This is a genomic window from Pseudomonas sp. AE27 (genome assembly GCF_037113495.1).
GTDB classification, from domain to species: Bacteria; Pseudomonadota; Gammaproteobacteria; order Pseudomonadales; family Pseudomonadaceae; genus Aquipseudomonas; species Aquipseudomonas palmensis.
Map to the genome: position 1 here is coordinate 5,075,054 of NZ_CP146966.1, position 17,800 is coordinate 5,092,853.

The following is a 17,800-nucleotide window of genomic DNA, read 5'->3' on the forward strand; positions in this document are numbered from 1 at the left end:
AAAAATTTGCCCTTATGGATTATTGGCCTGGATTTTTATCGATATATGTGCATGGCTGCATGAGGTCTGTGCGGCGCTGCAATGAAGTCGACATGCTCTAGCCGTGCGGGGTCGCCTGGCCCTAGACTGCGCGCCTTGTGCATCACCCCTCGCAAAAGGACTTGGAATGCCCGTGCTCAACCGCTCCGTGCTGTATTACCTCGCCATCGCCCTGGTACAGGGGGCGCTGCTGCTCACCTTCATCCATTACCGCAACCCTGTGCTCGCGGTGTTCTGCGCCACGCTGGCCCTGGTGGGCGGCATCAATCTGCAACTGCTGGGCGGCGCGGTGCGTCAGCGCGGCACCTGGCTGCTGGTGGCCGGCCTGGCGTTGCTGATGGCCAGCGTGTCCGCCTGGCTGTATGCGCAATCGGCCGACGGCTGGCTATGGATGCGCTGGATACCGGCCTCGCTGGTGCTGGCCTATATCGGCGCGGCGTTCATCCTCAGTTGGCCGACCCGCGACGGCAATCGCCTGCGCTATCAGGACCTGTACCAGCACGCCTGGAACAATGCCTTCATCGTGCTGCTGGCGCTGCTGGTGGCCCTGGCGTTCTGGATGCTGCTGTGGCTGTGCGGGCGGCTGTTCACGATTCTGGGCGCGCCGGTGCTCAGCGATATCTTCGCCTCGCTCGAATTCATCTGCGTGTGCCTGCCGATCTTCTTCTCGCTGGGCATCCGCATGGGGCGCCAGAACGACAAGGCCATCGGCCTGCTGCGCAATGTGCTGCTCACCGTGTGCCGCTACCTGCTGCCGCTGTGTTCGCTGATTGCGGTGGTGTTCACTCTGGCGCTGGCGGTGACCGGGGTCGCGCCGATCTTCAACACCGGTTACTCCACCAGCATCCTGCTGTGCCTGGTGGGCAGTACGCTGTTTCTGCTCAACGGCGTGTTCCAGGACGGCGAGCACGATGCCGGTTATGCCAGGCCCCTGAAGCTGCTGGTGAACGCCAGCCTTGTGTGCCTGCCGCTGCTGACGGCGCTGGCGTGCTATTCGAGCTGGCTGCGCATCGACCAGTACGGCCTGACCCCGCAGCGCTTTCTGGCGATGCTGCTGATCGGCATCGCGCTGGTGCACAGCCTGGCCGCGCTGTGGGCCATTCGCCCGCGCCAGGCGGTGTGGCTGGGCAGCTTGCGGCGCAGCAACCCGTTGATCGCGCTGCTGAGTTTCGTGGTGCTGATGCTGGTGTTCACGCCGGTGCTCAACCCGTTGACCTACAGTGCCGCCAACCAGATGGAGCGGCTGTTGAGCGGGCGCACCTCGGCGGATGCGTTCGATGCGCGCGCATTGCGCTACCGGCTCGGCAAGCCGGGGATCGAGCAGTTCGAGCGGTTGTCGCGCCTGGTCAAGGAGGGGCAGATCCTGGATGCGCCAAGCCGCGAGCTGCTGGCCGATCGACTGCTGGAGGCCGAACCGGTGAGCATGTCGCCGCGTGAGTACGGACCCAAGCTGGAATGGATCGGGCCTGCGCCGGAGGACAGTGCGCAGATGCTCAACCTGACCCTGATCGAGAGCCAATGCGGCAGCTCGGGGTGTGCTGCCTGGCAGGTGGACCTGGATGACGATGGGGTCAACGAAGTGCTGGTGGTGCCCAAGCACGAGTACTCGACGTCGGCGTTCGTGTATGCGCGTCACGAGGGCTTCTGGCGTGATTATGCGCGGGTGGACGGGATCGGCACGGGGCGCGCACTGATCGAGCAGATTCGGGCGGGCACGCTCAAGCTGGCGAAACCGCGCTACAAGACCCTGGTGATCGACGGGCGAGAACTGGGAATGATGCCTTACCCGCAGCGCGATTGAGTGCACCTGCCTGCAGGAGCCGGCCTTGCCGGCGAAAGGCCGTTACAGGCAAAAAAAATCCCGGCACCTGGCCGGGATTTTCATTCCGCGCAATCAGCTGTTGGGCAGCAGCCGGCAGGTGATGCTCTTGATGTAGCGCGTTTCCGGGATCGCCGGGTGCACCGGGTGGTCCGGGCCCTGGCCGCCGCGTTCGAGCAGCTGCATGTTGCGGTCCAGGTGGCGGGCGCTGGTCAGCAGGATGTTCTGCAGGTCGTCTTCGGGCAGGTGCATCGAGCACGAGGCGCTGACCAGAATGCCGTCCTTGCTCAGCAGGCGCATGGCCTGCTCGTTCAGGCGGCGGTAGGCGCCTTCGCCGTTCTTCAGGTCCTTCTTGCGCTTGATGAACGCGGGCGGGTCGGCCACGATCACGTCGAAACGCTCTTCAGCGGCCTTGAGCTCGCGCAGCGCCTCGAACACATCGCCTTCCACGCAGGTGACCTTCTCGGCAATGCCGTTGAGCGCCGCATTGCGCTCCACGCCATCCAGGGCAAAGCCCGAGGCATCCACACAGAACACTTCGCTGGCGCCGAACGCACCGGCCTGCACGCCCCAGCCACCGATGTAGCTGAACAGGTCGAGCACGCGCTTGCCTTTGACGTAGGGTGCCAGGCGTGCGCGGTTCATGCGGTGGTCGTAGAACCAGCCGGTCTTCTGGCCTTCCATCACCGGCGCTTCGAATTTCACGCCGTTCTCTTCCAGCGCCACCCACTCCGGCACCAGGCCGAACACGGTTTCGACGTAGCGGTTCAGGCCTTCGGCATCACGCGCCGCCGAGTCGTTCTTGAACAGGATGCCGGTGGGTTTGAGCACCTGCACCAGGGCGGCGATCACGTCGTCCTTGTGCTGTTCCATGGTGGCCGAGGCCAGCTGTACCACCAGGATGTCGCCGAAACGGTCGACCACCAGGCCCGGCAGCAGGTCCGAATCGCCGTACACCAGGCGGTAGAACGGCTTGTCGAACAGGCGCTCGCGCAGCGACAGGGCCACGTTGATGCGGTGCACCAGCAGCGACTTGTCCAGGGCCAGCTTGGCGTCGCGCGACAGCAGGCGCGCGCAGATCAGGTTGTTGGGGCTCATGGCGACGATGCCCAGCGGCTTGCCGCCGGCACCTTCGAGCACCGCCTGGTCGCCGGCCTTGAAGCCATGCAGCGGGGTCGCGGCGACGTCGATTTCGTTGCTGTACACCCACAGATGGCCGGCGCGCAGGCGGCGGTCGGCGTTGGCTTTGAGGCGAAGGCTGGGCAGGGACATGACGTCGCTCCGGAAAAAAGAGCGGGAGTATAGCGCGTCGGCCGGGCACGCGGCTCGGCCGGCGACAAATAGCCGATCAGGCGCCCAAAGCGCGCAGCAGCTGGGTGTTGAAGGCGGGAATATCGTCGGGCTGGCGGCTGCTGATCAGGTTGCGGTCGATGACCACGGCCTGATCCTGCCACTGCCCGCCGGCATTGGTGATGTCGTCGCGCACGGTCTTGTAGCTGGTCATCTTGCGGCCCTTGACCAACTGGCTCGACACCAGCAGCCAGGCGCCATGGCAGATCACCGCCAGGGGCTTGCCGCTGGCGTCGTGGGCCTTGACCAGCTTCTGGGCGCCGGGGTCGATGCGTATGGTGTCGGAGTTCTGCACGCCGCCGGGCAGCACGATGGCGTCGTAGACCGCGACGTCGGCCTTGTCGAAGGTGTTGTCCACATTGAAGTCGTCGGCGGGCTTGTCATGGTTCCAGCCCTTGACCGTGCCCGGTTTGGCCGAGAGGATGTCGACGCGCACGCCGCTTTGCTCGAGGGCCTGCTTGGGCCCGGTGAGTTCTACCTGCTCGAAGCCGTCGGTGACCAGCATGGCCACGCGCTTGCCGTTCAGTTGGGTCGTCATCTGCGTGCTCCTGTTGAGTTGAACCTGTAGTAAGCAGGCAGCCCCGGGGCAGGCAAAGTTCCTTCTGAATCCATCAACGGGTGTTTCCCGGCCCGCCTGCAGGGTTAGAATCGCCCTTCAGCCCCGAGTGTGTATCTATGTCCCAGGAACTTACCGCCGAACAGATCCAGCAAGCCCTGCAGGGCATCAGCGTACCGCCCCAGCCGCAGATCATGGTCGACCTGCAGTTCGAGCAGTACATGCCCGACCCGGACCTGGAGACCATCGCCAAGCTGATCTCCCAGGACCCGGGCCTTTCCGGCGCACTGCTCAAGCTGGTCAATTCGCCGTATTACGGGCTGACCAACAAGATCGCCTCGATCCAGCGCGCGGTGAACCTGCTGGGCAGCCGCTCGATCATCAACCTGATCAACGCGCAGTCGATCAAGGGCGAGATGAGCGACGACACCATCGTCACCCTCAACCGCTTCTGGGATACCGCCCAGGACGTGGCCATGACCTGCCTGACCCTGGCCAAGCGCATCGGCTCGCAGGCGGTGGACGAAGCCTATGCCTTGGGGCTGTTCCACGATTGCGGCGTGCCGCTGATGCACAAGCGCTTCCCCGACTACATGCATACCCTGGAGCAGGCCTACGCCGAGGCCGGCCCCGACAAGCGCGTGGTCGACACCGAGAACCGCACGTTCAACACCAACCACGCCGTGGTCGGCTACTACACGGCCAAGTCGTGGCGCCTGCCCGAGCACGTGAGTGCCGCCATCGCCAACCACCACAATGCCCTGGCGGTGTTCAGCGACGACTCGGCGCGCAACACCCAGCTCAAGAACCTGCTGGCCATTCTGAAGATGGCCGAGCACATCTGCAGCTCGTACCGGGTGCTGGGCAACCAGAGCGTGGACCACGAATGGAACACCGTCGGGCACCTGGTGCTCGACTACGTGGGCCTGTCGGAGTACGACTTCGAGAACCTCAAGCAGACCATCCGCGAAATGGGTGCGCACTGACCCATGCCCGAGCTACCTGAAGTCGAGACCACCCGCCGCGGCATTGCGCCGTACCTTGAAGGGCAGCGTGTCAGCCGTGTGGTGGTGCGTGAGCGGCGCCTGCGCTGGCCGATACCCGAAGACCTCGACGTACGCCTGTCGGGGCAGCGCTTCGTGTCGGTGGAACGGCGTGCCAAGTACCTGCTGCTCAACGCCGAGGTGGGCACGCTGATCAGCCACCTGGGCATGTCGGGCAACCTGCGGCTGGTGGAGATCGGCCTGCCGGCGGCCAAGCACGAGCATGTGGACATCGAGCTGGAGTCGGGGCTGGCGCTGCGCTACACCGACCCGCGCCGGTTTGGCGCGATGCTCTGGGCCCCCGACCCGTTGCAGCACGAGCTGCTGCTGCGCCTGGGCCCGGAGCCGCTGACCGACCTGTTCGATGGCGAGCGGCTGTTACAGCTGTCGCGCGGGCGCTCGATGGCGGTCAAGCCGTTCATCATGGACAACGCGGTGGTGGTGGGGGTGGGCAACATCTATGCGACCGAGGCGCTGTTCGCGGCGGGCATCGACCCGCGGCGCCCGGCCGGGGGCATTTCGCGGGCGCGCTACCTGCGCCTGGCCATCGAGATCAAGCGCATCCTGGCCGCCGCCATCGAGCGTGGCGGCACCACCCTGCGCGACTTCATCGGCGGCGACGGCCAGCCGGGCTACTTCCAGCAGGAACTGTTCGTGTACGGGCGCGGGGAAGAACCGTGCAAGGTGTGTGGCACGGTGCTGCGCAACGTGACCCTGGGCCAGCGCGCCAGCGTGTTCTGCCCGCGCTGCCAGACCTAGCGGCCTGTATCAGGCCTTGCCGGTGATCCTGCGGTACTTGGCCATCAGCTCGTCTTCGGTTTCCGGGTGCGCTTCATCCAGCGGGATGCAGTCGACCGGGCAGACCTGCTGGCACTGCGGTTCGTCGTAATGGCCAACGCACTGGGTGCACAGGTTGGGGTCGATCACGTAGATCTCTTCGCCCTGGGAGATGGCGGCGTTCGGGCACTCGGGTTCGCAGACGTCGCAATTGATGCAATCGTCGGTGATGATCAGGGACATGGGGACTCCGGCCGGGGCGTCAGGCCCGGGCATATGAAAACCAATGGGCACAATTGTGCCGCATTAACGCCCGCAGTGCACGCGGGCGCGGTTTTCGATGCGGGCGCGGCTACTTCTTGAAGCGCTCGGTGAGGGCGTCAGCCACTACCGGGTGCACGAACTTGGTGATATCGCCGCCCAGCGCCGCGATTTCGCGCACCAGGGTCGAGGATATGAACGAATAGCGCTCGGACGGCGTCAGGAACAGGCTTTCGACGTCGGGCGCCAGTTGCCGGTTCATGTTCGCCAGCTGGAACTCGTACTCGAAGTCCGAAACCGCGCGCAGGCCGCGCAGGAACACATTGGCCTGCTGCTCCTTGGCGAAATGCGCCAGCAGCGTGGAGAAGCCGATGACCTGCACGTTGGGCAGGTGCTTGGTGACCTCACGCGCCAGCTCTACCCGTTGTTCCAGGGGGAACAGCGGGTTCTTCTTGGGGCTGGCGGCGACCGCGATGATCACCTCGTCGAACAGCCGGGAGGCCCGCTCGACCAGATCGCCATGGCCTTTGGTAATAGGGTCGAATGTACCTGGGTACAACACTCGGTTCATCGCGTCGTCCTGGCAGGAGTGCGTTTGGGAGTCGGATGGTATCGCAGCAGCTGCGGTCGGCCAAGTCGCCATCGCCGGCTCAAGGCACTATAGACAGGCGTGATAATGCTTGTCACCCGCTGCAGGCCGAGTGTCTGGTGCCTTGAAAGTATCGACCCGCGATGGGGTCGCTGCAACGTCAGCGAATGAACAGACGATAGACCCACCGCTGCAGCGCCTTCCCATACGGCGGATAGATCAGCCGCGCCGCATTCACCCGCGACTTGGCGAACACCGCCCGGGCATGACTGAAGGTCTTGAAGCCCTCGTGCCCGTGGTAGTTGCCCATCCCCGACGGCCCGACCCCGCCAAACGGCAGGTCGTCCTGGGCCACGTGCAGCAGGGTGTCGTTCAGGCACACGCCGCCGGAATGGGTCTGCTCCAGCACCCGCCGCTGCTCGGCACGGTCGTGGCCGAAGTAGTACAGCGCCAGCGGGCGCGGGCGCTGGTTCACATAGGCCAGCGCCTCGGCCAGGCTGTCATAGGGCACCACCGGCAGCAGCGGGCCGAAGATCTCGTCCTGCATCACCTGCATGCTGTCATCGACCTGCAGCAGCACCTGCGGCGGCAGGCGCCGACCTTCGCGGGCTTCGCCGAGGTACAGGTCGAGCACGCTGGCGCCCTTGTCGCGGGCATCGCGCAAATAGCCTTCCAAGCGCGCCAGGTGGCGCACATTGATGATCGCGCTGTAGTCCGGGTTGTTTCGCACCTGTGGATAAAACCGCAGCACTGCCTCGCGATAGGCCTGCACGAAGCCCTCCAGGCGCTCGCGCGGGACCAGCGCGTAGTCCGGGGCAACGCAGGTCTGCCCGGCGTTGAGGGTCTTGCCGAAGGCGATGCGCTCGGCCGCCTGGGCCAGCGGTACACTGGCCGACACGATGGCCGGCGACTTGCCGCCCAGCTCCAGGGTCACCGGGGTCAGGTTGGTGGCTGCCGCCGCCATCACCTGGCGGCCGATGCTGGTGGCGCCGGTGAACAGCAGGTGATCGAACGGCAGGCGCGAGAAGGCCTCGCCCACGCCAGCATCGCCCAGCACCACGCTGACCAGGTCGTCGGAAAACACTTCGCCCAGCAGGCGCTGAAGCAGTGCCGCGGTGGCCGGGGTGGCTTCGCTGAGCTTGAGCATCACCCGGTTCCCCGCTGCCAGCGCCGCGGTGAGCGGGCCGATGGCCAGAAACAGCGGGTAGTTCCACGGCACGATGATGCCCACCACGCCCAGCGGCTGGTACAGCACTCGCGCGCTGGCCGGCTGGAACGCCAGGCCCACCGTGCGCCGCACCGGCTTCATCCAGCCCTTGAGGTGGCGCTCGGCGTGGCGAATGCCCTGCACGCTGGGCATCAGTTCGGCCAGCAGGGTCTCGTCGGCGCTGCGCCCGGCAAAGTCGCGGTCGATCGCCGCGACCAGGGCCAACTGGTTCGCCAGCAGCAGCCGGCGCAGGCTGGCAAGCCACTGCAGGCGCTGCGCCGCCGGCGCCATGGGCAGCCCGGCAAAGGCCCGGCGCTGCTGTTCGAACAGGGTCTGGAGGGGCATGCGGGCTCCGTGGCAGGGCAAGTGTGCCTGGAGCATATACGCCGGTTGTGCAGGTGGTACATCCCGTGGCGGATACGCCGTAAGATAAGCCTATTCCTTCAAGCTCATGCCTTTGGAGCTGACCATGGCACCGCGCATCAAGACCCGCGAGCTCATCGTGCAGAACAGCCTCGAGCTGTTCAACCAGCAGGGTGAACGCAGTGTCAGCACCAACCACATTGCTGCGCACATGGAAATCTCGCCTGGCAACCTCTATTACCACTTCGCCAACAAGCAGGCGATCATCGCCGTGCTGTTCACCCAGTACGAGGCGCTGGTGGAAGGCTTTCTGCGCCCGCCCCAGGGGCGCGCCGCCACCGTCGAGGACAAGCGCTTCTACCTCGAGGCGCTGCTGTCGGCGATGTGGAACTACCGCTTCCTGCACCGCGACCTCGAACACCTGCTCGGCCACGACCCGACCCTGGCTGCGCGCTACCGACGTTTTTCGCAGCGCTGCCTGCTGCAGGGCCAGGCCATCTACCGAGGTTTCGTCGAGGCCGACATCGTGGCCATGGACACCGTGCAGATCGAATCGCTGACCCTCAATGCCTGGATCGTGCTGACCTCCTGGGTGCGCTTTCTGTGCACCACCCGCGAGCACTCCGCGCACCTGAGCGAAGAGGCGATCAAGCGCGGCGTGTACCAGGTGCTGGTGCTGGAGCTCGGTTTCGTCACCGCCAGCGCGCGCCCTGCAGTGGATGCGCTGTGCAAGGAATTCTACGTGCCGCTGGACCAGGCACTGGAACAGTAGGCCGCCCACCCCCTTTGAATCGATATGGAGACCGACATGCCACTCGCGCAACTGATCGCACCCCAGCAACTGGCAGAGCGCCTGGGCGCTCCGAAGCTGGTGATTCTCGATTGTCGCTTTGCCCTGGAAGACGTCGACTATGGCCAGCGCAGCTATGCCGAAGGGCATATCGCCGGCGCGCACTTCGCCGACCTGGAGCGTGACCTGAGCGGGCCGGTGGTCAAGGGCGTGACCGGTCGCCACCCCTTGCCCGACCCGCAGCAACTGATCCAACGGCTGCGCAGCTGGGGCATCGACAACGACAGCGACGTGGTGCTCTACGACGATGGCCCCGGGGCCTTTGCCGCGCGGGCCTGGTGGTTGCTGGCATGGCTGGGCAAGCGCGACGGGGTGGCGATCCTCGATGGCGGGCTCAAGGCCTGGCACGCGGCCGGGTTGCCGCTGAGCCTGGATGCCTGTGACAAGCGTGAAGGCAGCTTCAGCGGGCAGCCCGATGCGAGCCTGGTGCTGGACGCCGCCGAGTTGGCCAATGGCCTGGGCACGCCCGATCTGACCCTGCTCGACGCCCGTGCGCTGCCGCGTTTTCGCGGCGAGGTGGAGCCCATCGACCCGGTGGCCGGGCATATCCCCGGTGCGCATTGCGCGGCCTTCACCGACAACCTGGGGCCCGATGGTCGTTTTCTGTCGCCCCAGCAGCTCAAGCAGCGCTTTGCCGCCTTGCTCGGTACGCGCCAGCCGCAGGCGCTGGTGGCCTATTGCGGCTCGGGGGTGACGGCCTGCCATAACCTGTTCGCCCTGGCCTTGGCCGGTTATCCGCTGGCACGGCTGTACGCCGGTTCGTGGAGCGAGTGGATCACCGACCCGCAGCGTCCGGTGGCCAAGGGCGACTGATCAGGCCCCGCTGGCCAGCCACTGTGGAATGCGCCGCTCCAGGTAGTAGCCGGGTTGGCGCAGGCTGCCGTCGACAAAGCCCACGTGACCGCCATGACGGTGCAGCTCCAGGGTGGTCTGGCTGGCCAGTTCGGCGGCCCCTGGCAGGCTGTGGCTGAACACGAACGGATCGTCCTGGGCATGGATGATCAGCGTGGGCGTACGGTTTTCACCCAGGTAGTAGCGGCTCGACGAGCGCTGGTAGTAGTCGTGGGCGTCGCTGAAGCCGTTCAGCGGCGCGGTGACGCGGCCGTCGAAATCCCAGAAGGTGCGCAGGTTTTCCAGCGGGCCGAGGCGGTCCAGGGTTGCCAGGCCCTCATGGTGACCGTGGTGCTGGAAGTGGCGCTGCTTGTCCTTCACGTAGCCCAGCATGGCGCGCATGAAGTGCGCCTGGTACACCCGTGAAAACCCCAGGCCGATGCGATCGGCGCACTGGTCCAGGCGAAACGGCACCGACACCGCCACGGCCGCCTGCAGCTGGCTGGCCGTACCCGCTTCCCCCAGGTGCTTGAGCAGCACGTTGCCACCCAGCGAATAACCCACCGCGTACAGCGGTGCCTGCGGGCGCTGGGTGCGCAGGTGGGCGATGACTTCGGCCAGGTCTTCGCTGGCGCCGGAGTGGTAGCTGCGCGGCAACAGGTTCGGCTCGCCCGAGCATCCGCGCCAGTTGACCGCCACGCTGGCCCAGCCCTGCGCCGCCAGGGCGCGCTGCAGGCCGATGACGTAATGGGAGGTCGACGAGCCGGTCAGGCCGTGCAGTACCACCACCAGTGGCGTGGTGGTGGCAAGCGGGCCGTGCCAGTCCAGGTCGAGGAAATCGCCGTCGGCCAGCCACAGGCGCTCGCGCCGATGTGCCAGCGGTGGCGATTTGCGCCAGAGCGGGCCCCAGAGCGTCTGCACATGGGGGTTGCGCAGGCCGGTGGCTGGCTTGAACGGGGGTGGGGTGGCGCTGGACATCGTCGAGGTCTCTTGAGCGGGCGGCAGACCCTGTGATCAGTGTATGTGCGCAAGCGCAGGTCTGCTGCCGCCAAAGCATATTCAGCAAGCGTCACTTCGGGCAAGGGCTGTCGGTTGGCGAGGCTGAGGTCGTGGAAGGGTGTGCTGGGCTGCTGAGGGTCAGCAGCCCTGTGGTGGTGCAGGCGGCACGCACAAGCCGGTTGGTGATCGGCGCCGTGCCTGGGGAGCGCCGGAGCACGATCAGGCAAAGCACCTCAGGCGGCGGCTGCAGTTTGCTGGAGGCGGGGCGACGTTCAGCCGCGCTCCCACAAGGCATAGTGCACCTGACCGGCCTTCTTTTCCCGGTGCAGGCGCCAGTTGCCCGGCAGTTGCAGGGTCGACGGCGCGGTTTCGCTTTCGGTGTAGATCCACGCGTGCTCGGCCAGCCAGTGGCGCTCTTCGAGCAGTGCACAGGTGGCCGGCAGCAGGTCCTGGTGGAAGGGCGGGTCGAGGAACACCACGTCGAACGGGGCCTTGGGCTCGCCTTGCAGGTAGCGCACCACGTCGGTCTGGATCACCTGCCCGGTGGGGCAGCGCAGCAGCTCCAGGTTGTCCTTGAGGTTCTCGATGGCGGCGCGGTTGCTGTCCAGCGCCACGGCCGAGGCCGCGCCGCGCGACAGTGCTTCGAGAAACAGCGCGCCGCTGCCGGCAAAGGCATCCAGCACGCGGGCGCCCTCGATGTGCGCGGTCAGCCAGTTGAACAGGGTTTCGCGCACCCGGTCGGGGGTAGGGCGCAGACCCGGTGCGTCAGGAAAGCTCAGGCGGCGGCTGCGCCACTCGCCGGCGATGATGCGCAACTGGCCCTGGCCGCCGTGGGCGGCGGCCTTGGATTTGGCGGATGGACTGGCCATTAATGCTCCGGTACGCCAAGCGGCTGCTCGACGGGTTTGTCAGTGGGCGGTGGCAGCGGCTGTTGCGCCACCTTCGGCCCGGCGGTCACGATGACCATCTTGTCGGCGGCCAGGTGCTTGTTGAGGGCAGCACGCACCTGCTCGACGGTGAGACTCTGGGACTTCTGCATGAAGTCCTCGAGGAAATTCAGCGGCAGGTCATAGAAGCCGATGGCCCCCAGTTGGCCGACGATGCTCGCATTGCTGGCGGTGGACAGCGGGAAGCTGCCGGCCAGTTCGCGCTTGGCATCGTCCAGCTCCTGCTGGGTGGGGCCGGTCTTGAGGTAGTCACGCAGGATGTCCTGTACCAGCTTGAGCGTGCCTTCGCTGAGTTCGGCACGGGTCTGCAGGTTGATCATGAACGGGCCACGCACCTGCATCGGGCTGAACACCGAGTACACGCCGTAGGTCAGGCCGCGCTTTTCGCGCACTTCGCTCATCAGGCGGGTGCCGAAGGCGCCGCCGCCGAGGATCGAGTTGCCCAGCGACAGGGCCGCGTAGTCCGGGTCGGCGCGGTCGATGCCCAGCTGGGCCAGCATCAGGTGGGTCTGCTTGGACGGGAAGTCGATGTGGTTGACGCCCGGCTTGGGTTCGCTCGGTTGTGCCAGCTTGGGCAACGCCGGGCCCTTGGGCAGCGCGGCGGAGACCTGCGCGGCAATCGCCTCGGCTTCCGTGCGGCTGAGGTCGCCGACCAGTGCTATCACCACGTTGCCGGCGGCATAGGCCTTGGCATGGAAAGCGCGCAGCTGGTCCAGGGTGATCGGCGGGATGCTCCTGGCGTCGCCATCGCTGGGGTGCCCGTAGGGATGCTTGCCGTAGAGCTTCTCGAACAGCTCGATGCTGGCCAGCTTGCCGGGGTTCTGCTTCTGGTACTCGAAGCCGGCGAGCATCTGGTTCTTGATGCGCTTGAGCGCGTCTTCAGGGAAGGTCGGCTTGCCCACCACTTCGGCGAACAGCTTCAGGGCCGGCTCGCGCTTGTCCTTGGCGCTCAGGCTGCGCAGCGAGGCCACCGCCATGTCGCGGTAGGCACCGTTGCCGAAATCCGCGCCCAGGCCTTCGAAGCCGGCGGCGATGGCGCCGACGTCCTTGCCCGCCACGCCTTCGTTGAGCATGGCGTTGGTCAGGGTGGCCAGGCCCGGCAGGTTACCGTCCTGGCTGCTGCCGGCGGCGAAGGTCAGGCGCAGGTCGAACATCGGCAGTTCGTGGGCTTCGACGAACAGCACCTTGGCGCCTTCGGCGGTGTTCCAGGTCTTGATGTCGAGGTTGCGTCGGCTCGGTGCCTTGCCGTCCAGCTCGGCCAGCGATTGCAGGTTGGCGCCGGGCTTGGCGGCCGCGGTGTCGGCATGGGCGGGGCCGGCCAGGCACACGGCGCTCAGCAGCAACGCGCCGAATACGCCGCGGCCCTTCGGGGTGTGGCGTGGGGTGGTGTGCTCAGTCATGCGCCTGCTCCTCGGGCAATACATGCGCAACGCTCAGGCGTTCGCGGGTGAAATAGGTGCGGGCGGCATTCTGGATGTCGGCCGGGGTCACGCTCTTGAGCTCGTCGAGCTCCTTGTCGATGAGCTTCCACGACAGCCCGACGGTCTCCAGTTGGCCGATGGTGGTGGCCTGGCTGCTGATCGAGTCGCGGTCGTAGACCAGCCCGGCGATCACCTGGGCGCGCACGCGCTCCAGCTCTTCAGCGGTTGGCGGGGTGGTTTTCAGCTCGTCGAGCAGCTTCCAGACGCCGCTTTCGACCTCGGCCAGGGTCTTTTTCTTCTGCGTGTTGGGCACCGCGGAGAGCACGAACAGGCTGTCGCCACGGGTGAACGGGTTGTAGCTGGCCGACGCGCCGGCCACCAGCTCCTGACCGCGTTCCAGGCGGGTGGCCATGCGCGCGCTGTAGCCGCCGTCGAGCAGGGCCGCGATCAGGCGCAGGGCGTGGACGCTGCGCGGGTCCTTGGCGGTGGCCAGGCCCGGCACGTTGAAGCCGTAGATCAGGCTCGGCAGTTGGGTGCGCACATGCACGGTGAGCTGGCGCAGGCCCGGCTCGGCCAGTTCCAGCGGCAGTTTGGCAGGGGGTGTGGCGCGCTTGGGGATGGCACCGAAGTAACGCTGGGCCAGGCCCTTGACCTCGTCGGCGGTGACGTCGCCGACCACCACCAGGGTGGCGTTGTTGGGCACGTACCAGGCTTCGTACCAGTGGCGCAGCTCTTCGACCTTCATGCGTTCGAGGTCGGCCATCCAGCCGATGGTCGGGGTGTGGTAGCCGCTGGCCGGGTGGGCCATGGCGCTGAACAGCTCCATGGCCTTGGAGTTGGGCTGATCGTCGACGCGCAGGCGGCGCTCTTCCTTGATGACCTCGATTTCGCGGCTGAACTCTTCGGGCGGCAGGCGCAGGCTGCCCATGCGATCGGCTTCCAGTTCCAGGGCCACGCCCAGGCGGTCGCGGGCCAGCACCTGGTAGTAGGCGGTGTAGTCGTCGCTGGTGAAGGCGTTCTCTTCGGCGCCCAGGTCACGCAGGATGCGTGAGGCTTCGCCAGGCCCCAGCTTGTTGCTGCCCTTGAACATCATGTGTTCCAGGGCATGGGACAAGCCGGTCTGACCCGGGGTCTCGTAGCTGGAGCCGACCTTGTACCAGACCTGCGATACCACCACCGGGGCGCGATGGTCTTCACGCACGATGACCTTGAGGCCGTTGTCGAGGGTGAATTCATGGGTGGGCTGGACGTCGGCGGCAACCGCCACCAGGGGCATGACAATTGTGCTGAGCAGCAGGCCGGCGGCGCGGCGGGCTAGAGCATTCATTGATGATTCAACCTGTAGGGCTGCCCGCATGGCCTTAGCGTCGGCGGGCTAGGAGGTGCTAGGATACTGATCCGGTTGCCTGACGACCATGCCTGTCGAGATCAAGCGTTGCAGGCGTCCCGACAAAATGTTGCGCATGAACCAGTCGGCTTGACCATAGTCTGTTCTGCGTTAGAAGAATTTTGAGGCGCCACACTGGCGCATCGCTACCCTGAGATAGCCGTCTTCCATGTTTGGTTCCAACGACGACAAAAAGACCCCGGCCGCGGCCGGTGAAAAGAAAGGCCTGTTCGGCTGGCTGCGCAAAAAGCCCCAGCAACCTGTTGTCGAACAGCCCGAAACCCCAGTGCCAGAGGCGCTGGAGCCTATCGCCCCGACTATGCCTGAGCCGGTAGCCGTCGAGCCCGCCCCGGTCGCGAGCGCGCCCGTCGCCGTCGAGGATCACCCCAGCAGCCTGGTGCTGCCGGTGCCCGAAGAGCCGGTGGCGCTGGTGGCCGACCTCGAGCCCCACGTCCCCCCGCCGATTCCCGAGCGCCCAGCCCTCGAGCCTGCCCCGCAGTACGCTGCGCCCGAGCCGGTGATCGAGCCTGTACCGCAGTACAGCGCGCCCGAGCCGGTGATCGAGCCTGCCCCGCAGTACAGCGCACCCGAGCCGGTGGTCGAGCCGCCTGCAGTGGTGCCGCCCGCACCTGTTGCGGCCACCGAGGTCGCCCTGCCTGTTCCCGAGGCCGCCCCGTCGGCGCCTGAAACCACCACCAAGGCCGGCTTCTTCGCCCGTCTCAAGCAGGGCCTGTCCAAGACCAGCGCCAGTATCGGCGAGGGCATGGCCAGCCTGTTCCTGGGCAAGAAGGTCATCGACGACGACCTGCTCGAAGAGATCGAGACCCGCCTGCTGACCGCCGACGTCGGCGTCGAGGCCACCTCGGTGATCGTGCAGAGCCTGACCCAGAAGGTCGCACGCAAGCAGCTGGCCGATGCCGATGCCCTGTACAAGTCGCTGCAGGGCGAGCTGACCGACCTGCTCAAGCCGGTCGAACAGCCGCTGAAGGTGCATGCCGCGAACAAGCCGTTCGTGATCCTGGTGGTCGGCGTCAACGGCGCCGGCAAGACCACCACCATCGGCAAGCTGGCGAAAAAGCTCCAGCTCGAAGGCAAGAAGGTCATGCTGGCCGCCGGCGACACCTTCCGTGCTGCCGCGGTGGAGCAGCTGCAGGTATGGGGCGAGCGCAACCAGATCCCGGTGATCGCCCAGCACACCGGCGCCGACTCCGCTTCGGTGATCTTCGACGCGGTGCAGGCGGCCAAGGCGCGCAACATCGACGTGCTGATCGCCGACACCGCCGGTCGCCTGCACACCAAAGACAACCTGATGGAAGAGCTGAAGAAGGTTCGCCGCGTGATCGGCAAGCTGGACGCCGACGCGCCGCACGAGGTGCTGCTGGTGCTGGACGCCGGCACCGGGCAGAACGCCATCAACCAGGCCAAGCACTTCAACCAGAGCGTGGAGCTCACCGGCCTGGCGCTGACCAAGCTCGACGGCACCGCCAAGGGCGGGGTGATCTTCGCCCTGGCCAAGCAGTTCGGCCTGCCTATCCGCTACATTGGTGTGGGCGAAGGCATCGATGACCTGCGCACCTTCGAAGCCGAGCCCTTCGTACAAGCCTTGTTTGCCGAGCGGGAGCCTTCATGATCCGATTCGAACAGGTCGCCAAGCGTTACCCTAACGGTCACGTTGGCCTGCATGAATTGAGTTTTCGGGTGCGTCGGGGCGAGTTCCTGTTCGTCACCGGCCATTCCGGCGCGGGCAAGAGCACCTTGCTGCGCCTGCTGCTGGCCATGGAGCGTCCGACCAGCGGCAAGCTGCTGCTGGCCGGCCAGGACCTTGGTCAGATCAGCAACGCGCAGATCCCGTTCCTGCGTCGCCAGATCGGCGTGGTGTTCCAGAACCACCAACTGCTGTTCGACCGTACCGTGTTCAACAACGTCGCCCTGCCGCTGCAGATCCTGGGCCTGTCCAAGGTCGAGGTGGCCAAGCGTGTGGACGCGGCGCTGGAGCGTGTGGCCCTGTCGGACAAGGCCCAGCTGTTCCCCGGCGACCTGTCCACCGGCCAGCAGCAACGGGTGGGCATTGCGCGTGCCATCGTGCACCGCCCGGCCCTGTTGCTGGCGGATGAACCCACCGGCAACCTCGACCCGCGCCTGGCGGCCGAGATCATGGGTGTTTTCGAAGATATCAACCGCCTGGGCACCAGCGTGCTGATCGCCAGCCACGACCTGGCGCTGATCGCGCGCATGCGCCATCGCATGCTGACCCTGCAGCGCGGCCGCTTGATCGGCGATGGGGAGGCCGGGCAATGAGTGCAACACGTAGTCCCAAGGTGTCCGAGCGGGTGGCCCCTGCGGCAGCCGAGCCAAGCCCTCAGAAACAGAAAAAGCGCCGTGATGATGACGATGACGGCCCGGATTTCAGCACACTGCTGCACGCCTGGCTGGAAAGCCATCGCTCCAGCCTGCTCGACAGCCTGCGTCGCCTGGGCAAGCAGCCGATCGGCAGCTTCTTCACCTGCCTGGTGATGGCCGTGGCCCTGAGCCTGCCGATGGGGTTGTCGCTGCTGCTGAGCAATGTCGAGCGCCTGGGCGGCTCGTGGCAGCGTGCAGCGCAGATTTCGCTGTACCTCAAACTTGACGCCAGCGTGAGCGAAGGCGAAGCCCTGCGTACCCAGATCAAGGGCATGCCGGGGGTGGCCGATGCCGAGTATGTCAGCCGTGAACAGGCCCTCGACGAGTTCCAGCAGCAGTCCGGGCTGGGCGAGGCCTTGCGCGAGCTGCCGGAGAACCCCTTGCCTGGCGTGGTCGTGGTGACCCCGGCCGAAGTCGACAAGCCAGCGCTGGAGGCCCTGCGCCAACGCCTGGCCGAACTGCCCAAGGTGGAACTGGCCCAGCTCGACCTGGTGTGGGTGGAGCGGCTGGCGGCGATCCTCAAGCTGGGTGATCGCTTTGTCTTCGGCCTGACCGTGCTGCTGGTGTCGGCGCTGCTGCTGGTCATCGGCAACACCATTCGCCTGCATATCGAGAACCGCCGTACCGAAATCGAGGTCATCAAGCTGGTGGGCGGTACCGATGCCTACGTGCGCCGGCCGTTCCTGTACATGGGCGCGCTGTATGGCCTGGGGGCAGGCGTACTGTCCTGGGGGGTACTGGCGTTCGGCCTCAACTGGCTGGATGACGCGGTCGTCGGCCTGTCGGGTCTTTACGGCAGCGATTTCTCGCTGGCCGGGGTGCCGCCTGCCGATGGTCTGTCGCTCTTGCTTGGGGCGGTGCTGTTAGGGTATATCGGTGCTTGGATTGCGGTCGCTCGGCATCTGCGTGAGCTTGCACCGCGATAGTGTCTTCCAGCCGTCATTGACTATCGTGTATTTCG

General features: G+C 66.1%; 17 protein-coding genes. 8 read left to right on the plus strand and 9 right to left on the minus strand.

The window, feature by feature from the left end; all coding sequences use genetic code 11:
• The first annotated feature begins 166 nt into the window (after window positions 1-166).
• Window positions 167-1,840: a DUF4153 domain-containing protein gene (locus V9K84_RS23300; RefSeq protein ID WP_088514641.1), complete on the plus strand. Its 1,674-nt coding sequence runs from the start codon at window positions 167-169 to the stop codon at window positions 1,838-1,840.
• A gap of 93 nt (window positions 1,841-1,933) precedes the next feature.
• Here the strand turns inward: V9K84_RS23300 and V9K84_RS23305 are convergent, their stop codons facing one another.
• Entirely contained in the window at window positions 1,934-3,130 is a 1,197-nt protein-coding gene (locus V9K84_RS23305; protein ID WP_043860000.1) for a class I SAM-dependent rRNA methyltransferase, read from the minus strand.
• 76 nt (window positions 3,131-3,206) lie between these two features.
• Window positions 3,207-3,746: a type 1 glutamine amidotransferase domain-containing protein gene (locus V9K84_RS23310; RefSeq protein ID WP_058541779.1), complete on the minus strand. Its 540-nt coding sequence runs from the start codon at window positions 3,744-3,746 to the stop codon at window positions 3,207-3,209.
• Window positions 3,747-3,883: 137 nt separating this feature from the next.
• Between V9K84_RS23310 and V9K84_RS23315 the strand changes: the two genes are divergently transcribed.
• Both V9K84_RS23315 and mutM read left to right on the plus strand, forming a co-directional pair.
• Entirely contained in the window at window positions 3,884-4,750 is an 867-nt protein-coding gene (locus V9K84_RS23315; RefSeq protein ID WP_043859998.1) for an HDOD domain-containing protein, read from the plus strand.
• A gap of 3 nt (window positions 4,751-4,753) precedes the next feature.
• A complete protein-coding gene (gene mutM, locus V9K84_RS23320; protein ID WP_088514642.1) occupies window positions 4,754-5,566 on the plus strand; it encodes a bifunctional DNA-formamidopyrimidine glycosylase/DNA-(apurinic or apyrimidinic site) lyase in 813 nt (270 codons plus the stop codon).
• Between the two features lie 9 nt (window positions 5,567-5,575).
• On the opposite strand, the gene V9K84_RS23325 is transcribed toward mutM, so the two are convergent.
• From V9K84_RS23325 to V9K84_RS23335, 3 genes are all read right to left on the minus strand, one after another.
• A complete protein-coding gene (locus V9K84_RS23325; protein ID WP_011531711.1) occupies window positions 5,576-5,827 on the minus strand; it encodes a YfhL family 4Fe-4S dicluster ferredoxin in 252 nt (83 codons plus the stop codon).
• Between the two features lie 109 nt (window positions 5,828-5,936).
• Window positions 5,937-6,416, minus strand: coding sequence for a pantetheine-phosphate adenylyltransferase (coaD, locus tag V9K84_RS23330; RefSeq protein WP_043859996.1), 480 nt, complete (start codon window positions 6,414-6,416; stop codon window positions 5,937-5,939).
• A gap of 178 nt (window positions 6,417-6,594) precedes the next feature.
• Window positions 6,595-7,986, minus strand: a complete 1,392-nt coding sequence (locus tag V9K84_RS23335; protein WP_256582814.1) for a coniferyl aldehyde dehydrogenase — start codon at window positions 7,984-7,986, stop codon at window positions 6,595-6,597.
• 124 nt (window positions 7,987-8,110) lie between these two features.
• Here V9K84_RS23335 and V9K84_RS23340 point away from each other — a divergent pair, with 124 nt between their 5' ends.
• On the plus strand, window positions 8,111-8,776 hold the full coding sequence (locus V9K84_RS23340; protein ID WP_043859994.1) for a TetR/AcrR family transcriptional regulator: 666 nt from the start codon (window positions 8,111-8,113) through the stop codon (window positions 8,774-8,776).
• 36 nt (window positions 8,777-8,812) lie between these two features.
• Window positions 8,813-9,667: a sulfurtransferase gene (locus V9K84_RS23345; RefSeq protein WP_058541851.1), complete on the plus strand. Its 855-nt coding sequence runs from the start codon at window positions 8,813-8,815 to the stop codon at window positions 9,665-9,667.
• On the opposite strand, the gene V9K84_RS23350 is transcribed toward V9K84_RS23345, so the two are convergent.
• The 4 genes from V9K84_RS23350 to V9K84_RS23365 form a co-directional block, all read right to left on the minus strand.
• The gene (locus V9K84_RS23350; RefSeq protein ID WP_043859993.1) at window positions 9,668-10,663 is read right to left on the minus strand and encodes a hydrolase; all 996 of its coding nucleotides are present in this window, start codon (window positions 10,661-10,663) and stop codon (window positions 9,668-9,670) included. It lies immediately after the preceding gene.
• Window positions 10,664-10,956: 293 nt separating this feature from the next.
• Window positions 10,957-11,553, minus strand: a complete 597-nt coding sequence (gene rsmD / locus V9K84_RS23355) for a 16S rRNA (guanine(966)-N(2))-methyltransferase RsmD (RefSeq protein ID WP_043859992.1) — start codon at window positions 11,551-11,553, stop codon at window positions 10,957-10,959.
• Window positions 11,553-12,959, minus strand: a complete 1,407-nt coding sequence (locus V9K84_RS23360) for a pitrilysin family protein (protein ID WP_338794414.1) — start codon at window positions 12,957-12,959, stop codon at window positions 11,553-11,555. The genes rsmD and V9K84_RS23360 overlap by 1 nt, the downstream gene beginning before the upstream one ends.
• A 64-nt stretch (window positions 12,960-13,023) precedes the next feature.
• Window positions 13,024-14,379 carry a pitrilysin family protein gene (locus tag V9K84_RS23365; protein ID WP_054915538.1) on the minus strand — a complete coding sequence of 452 codons (1,356 nt, stop codon included), beginning with the start codon at window positions 14,377-14,379 and terminating at the stop codon, window positions 13,024-13,026.
• A 229-nt stretch (window positions 14,380-14,608) separates the two neighbouring features.
• Here V9K84_RS23365 and ftsY point away from each other — a divergent pair, with 229 nt between their 5' ends.
• Genes ftsY through ftsX form a run of 3 tightly spaced genes read left to right on the plus strand, consistent with a single transcriptional unit; the run spans window position 14,609 to window position 17,765 of the window.
• The gene (ftsY, locus tag V9K84_RS23370) at window positions 14,609-16,069 is read left to right on the plus strand and encodes a signal recognition particle-docking protein FtsY (protein ID WP_088514645.1); all 1,461 of its coding nucleotides are present in this window, start codon (window positions 14,609-14,611) and stop codon (window positions 16,067-16,069) included.
• Window positions 16,066-16,737 carry a cell division ATP-binding protein FtsE gene (gene ftsE, locus V9K84_RS23375; RefSeq protein ID WP_043860122.1) on the plus strand — a complete coding sequence of 224 codons (672 nt, stop codon included), beginning with the start codon at window positions 16,066-16,068 and terminating at the stop codon, window positions 16,735-16,737. Before ftsY ends, ftsE begins: the two co-directional genes overlap by 4 nt.
• Complete coding sequence (ftsX, locus tag V9K84_RS23380) at window positions 16,734-17,765, plus strand: permease-like cell division protein FtsX (protein ID WP_043860123.1); 1,032 nt, start codon at window positions 16,734-16,736, stop codon at window positions 17,763-17,765. Before ftsE ends, ftsX begins: the two co-directional genes overlap by 4 nt.
• Window positions 17,766-17,800 lie beyond the last annotated feature (35 nt).

Bases quoted from the DNA above. Each gene is read 5' to 3' on its own strand.
- V9K84_RS23340 (WP_043859994.1), top strand. From the start codon at position 8,111: ATGGCACCGCGCATCAAGACCCGCGAGCTCATCGTGCAGAACAGCCTC.
- rsmD (WP_043859992.1), bottom strand. From the start codon at position 11,553: ATGGCCAGTCCATCCGCCAAATCCAAGGCCGCCGCCCACGGCGGCCAG.
- ftsX (WP_043860123.1), top strand. From the start codon at position 16,734: ATGAGTGCAACACGTAGTCCCAAGGTGTCCGAGCGGGTGGCCCCTGCG.
- V9K84_RS23315 (WP_043859998.1), top strand. From the start codon at position 3,884: ATGTCCCAGGAACTTACCGCCGAACAGATCCAGCAAGCCCTGCAGGGC.
- V9K84_RS23310 (WP_058541779.1), bottom strand. From the start codon at position 3,746: ATGACGACCCAACTGAACGGCAAGCGCGTGGCCATGCTGGTCACCGAC.
- V9K84_RS23300 (WP_088514641.1), top strand. From the start codon at position 167: ATGCCCGTGCTCAACCGCTCCGTGCTGTATTACCTCGCCATCGCCCTG.
- ftsE (WP_043860122.1), top strand. From the start codon at position 16,066: ATGATCCGATTCGAACAGGTCGCCAAGCGTTACCCTAACGGTCACGTT.
- V9K84_RS23345 (WP_058541851.1), top strand. From the start codon at position 8,813: ATGCCACTCGCGCAACTGATCGCACCCCAGCAACTGGCAGAGCGCCTG.
- mutM (WP_088514642.1), top strand. From the start codon at position 4,754: ATGCCCGAGCTACCTGAAGTCGAGACCACCCGCCGCGGCATTGCGCCG.
- ftsY (WP_088514645.1), top strand. From the start codon at position 14,609: ATGTTTGGTTCCAACGACGACAAAAAGACCCCGGCCGCGGCCGGTGAA.
- coaD (WP_043859996.1), bottom strand. From the start codon at position 6,416: ATGAACCGAGTGTTGTACCCAGGTACATTCGACCCTATTACCAAAGGC.
- V9K84_RS23305 (WP_043860000.1), bottom strand. From the start codon at position 3,130: ATGTCCCTGCCCAGCCTTCGCCTCAAAGCCAACGCCGACCGCCGCCTG.
- V9K84_RS23350 (WP_043859993.1), bottom strand. From the start codon at position 10,663: ATGTCCAGCGCCACCCCACCCCCGTTCAAGCCAGCCACCGGCCTGCGC.
- V9K84_RS23365 (WP_054915538.1), bottom strand. From the start codon at position 14,379: ATGAATGCTCTAGCCCGCCGCGCCGCCGGCCTGCTGCTCAGCACAATT.
- V9K84_RS23325 (WP_011531711.1), bottom strand. From the start codon at position 5,827: ATGTCCCTGATCATCACCGACGATTGCATCAATTGCGACGTCTGCGAA.
- V9K84_RS23335 (WP_256582814.1), bottom strand. From the start codon at position 7,986: ATGCCCCTCCAGACCCTGTTCGAACAGCAGCGCCGGGCCTTTGCCGGG.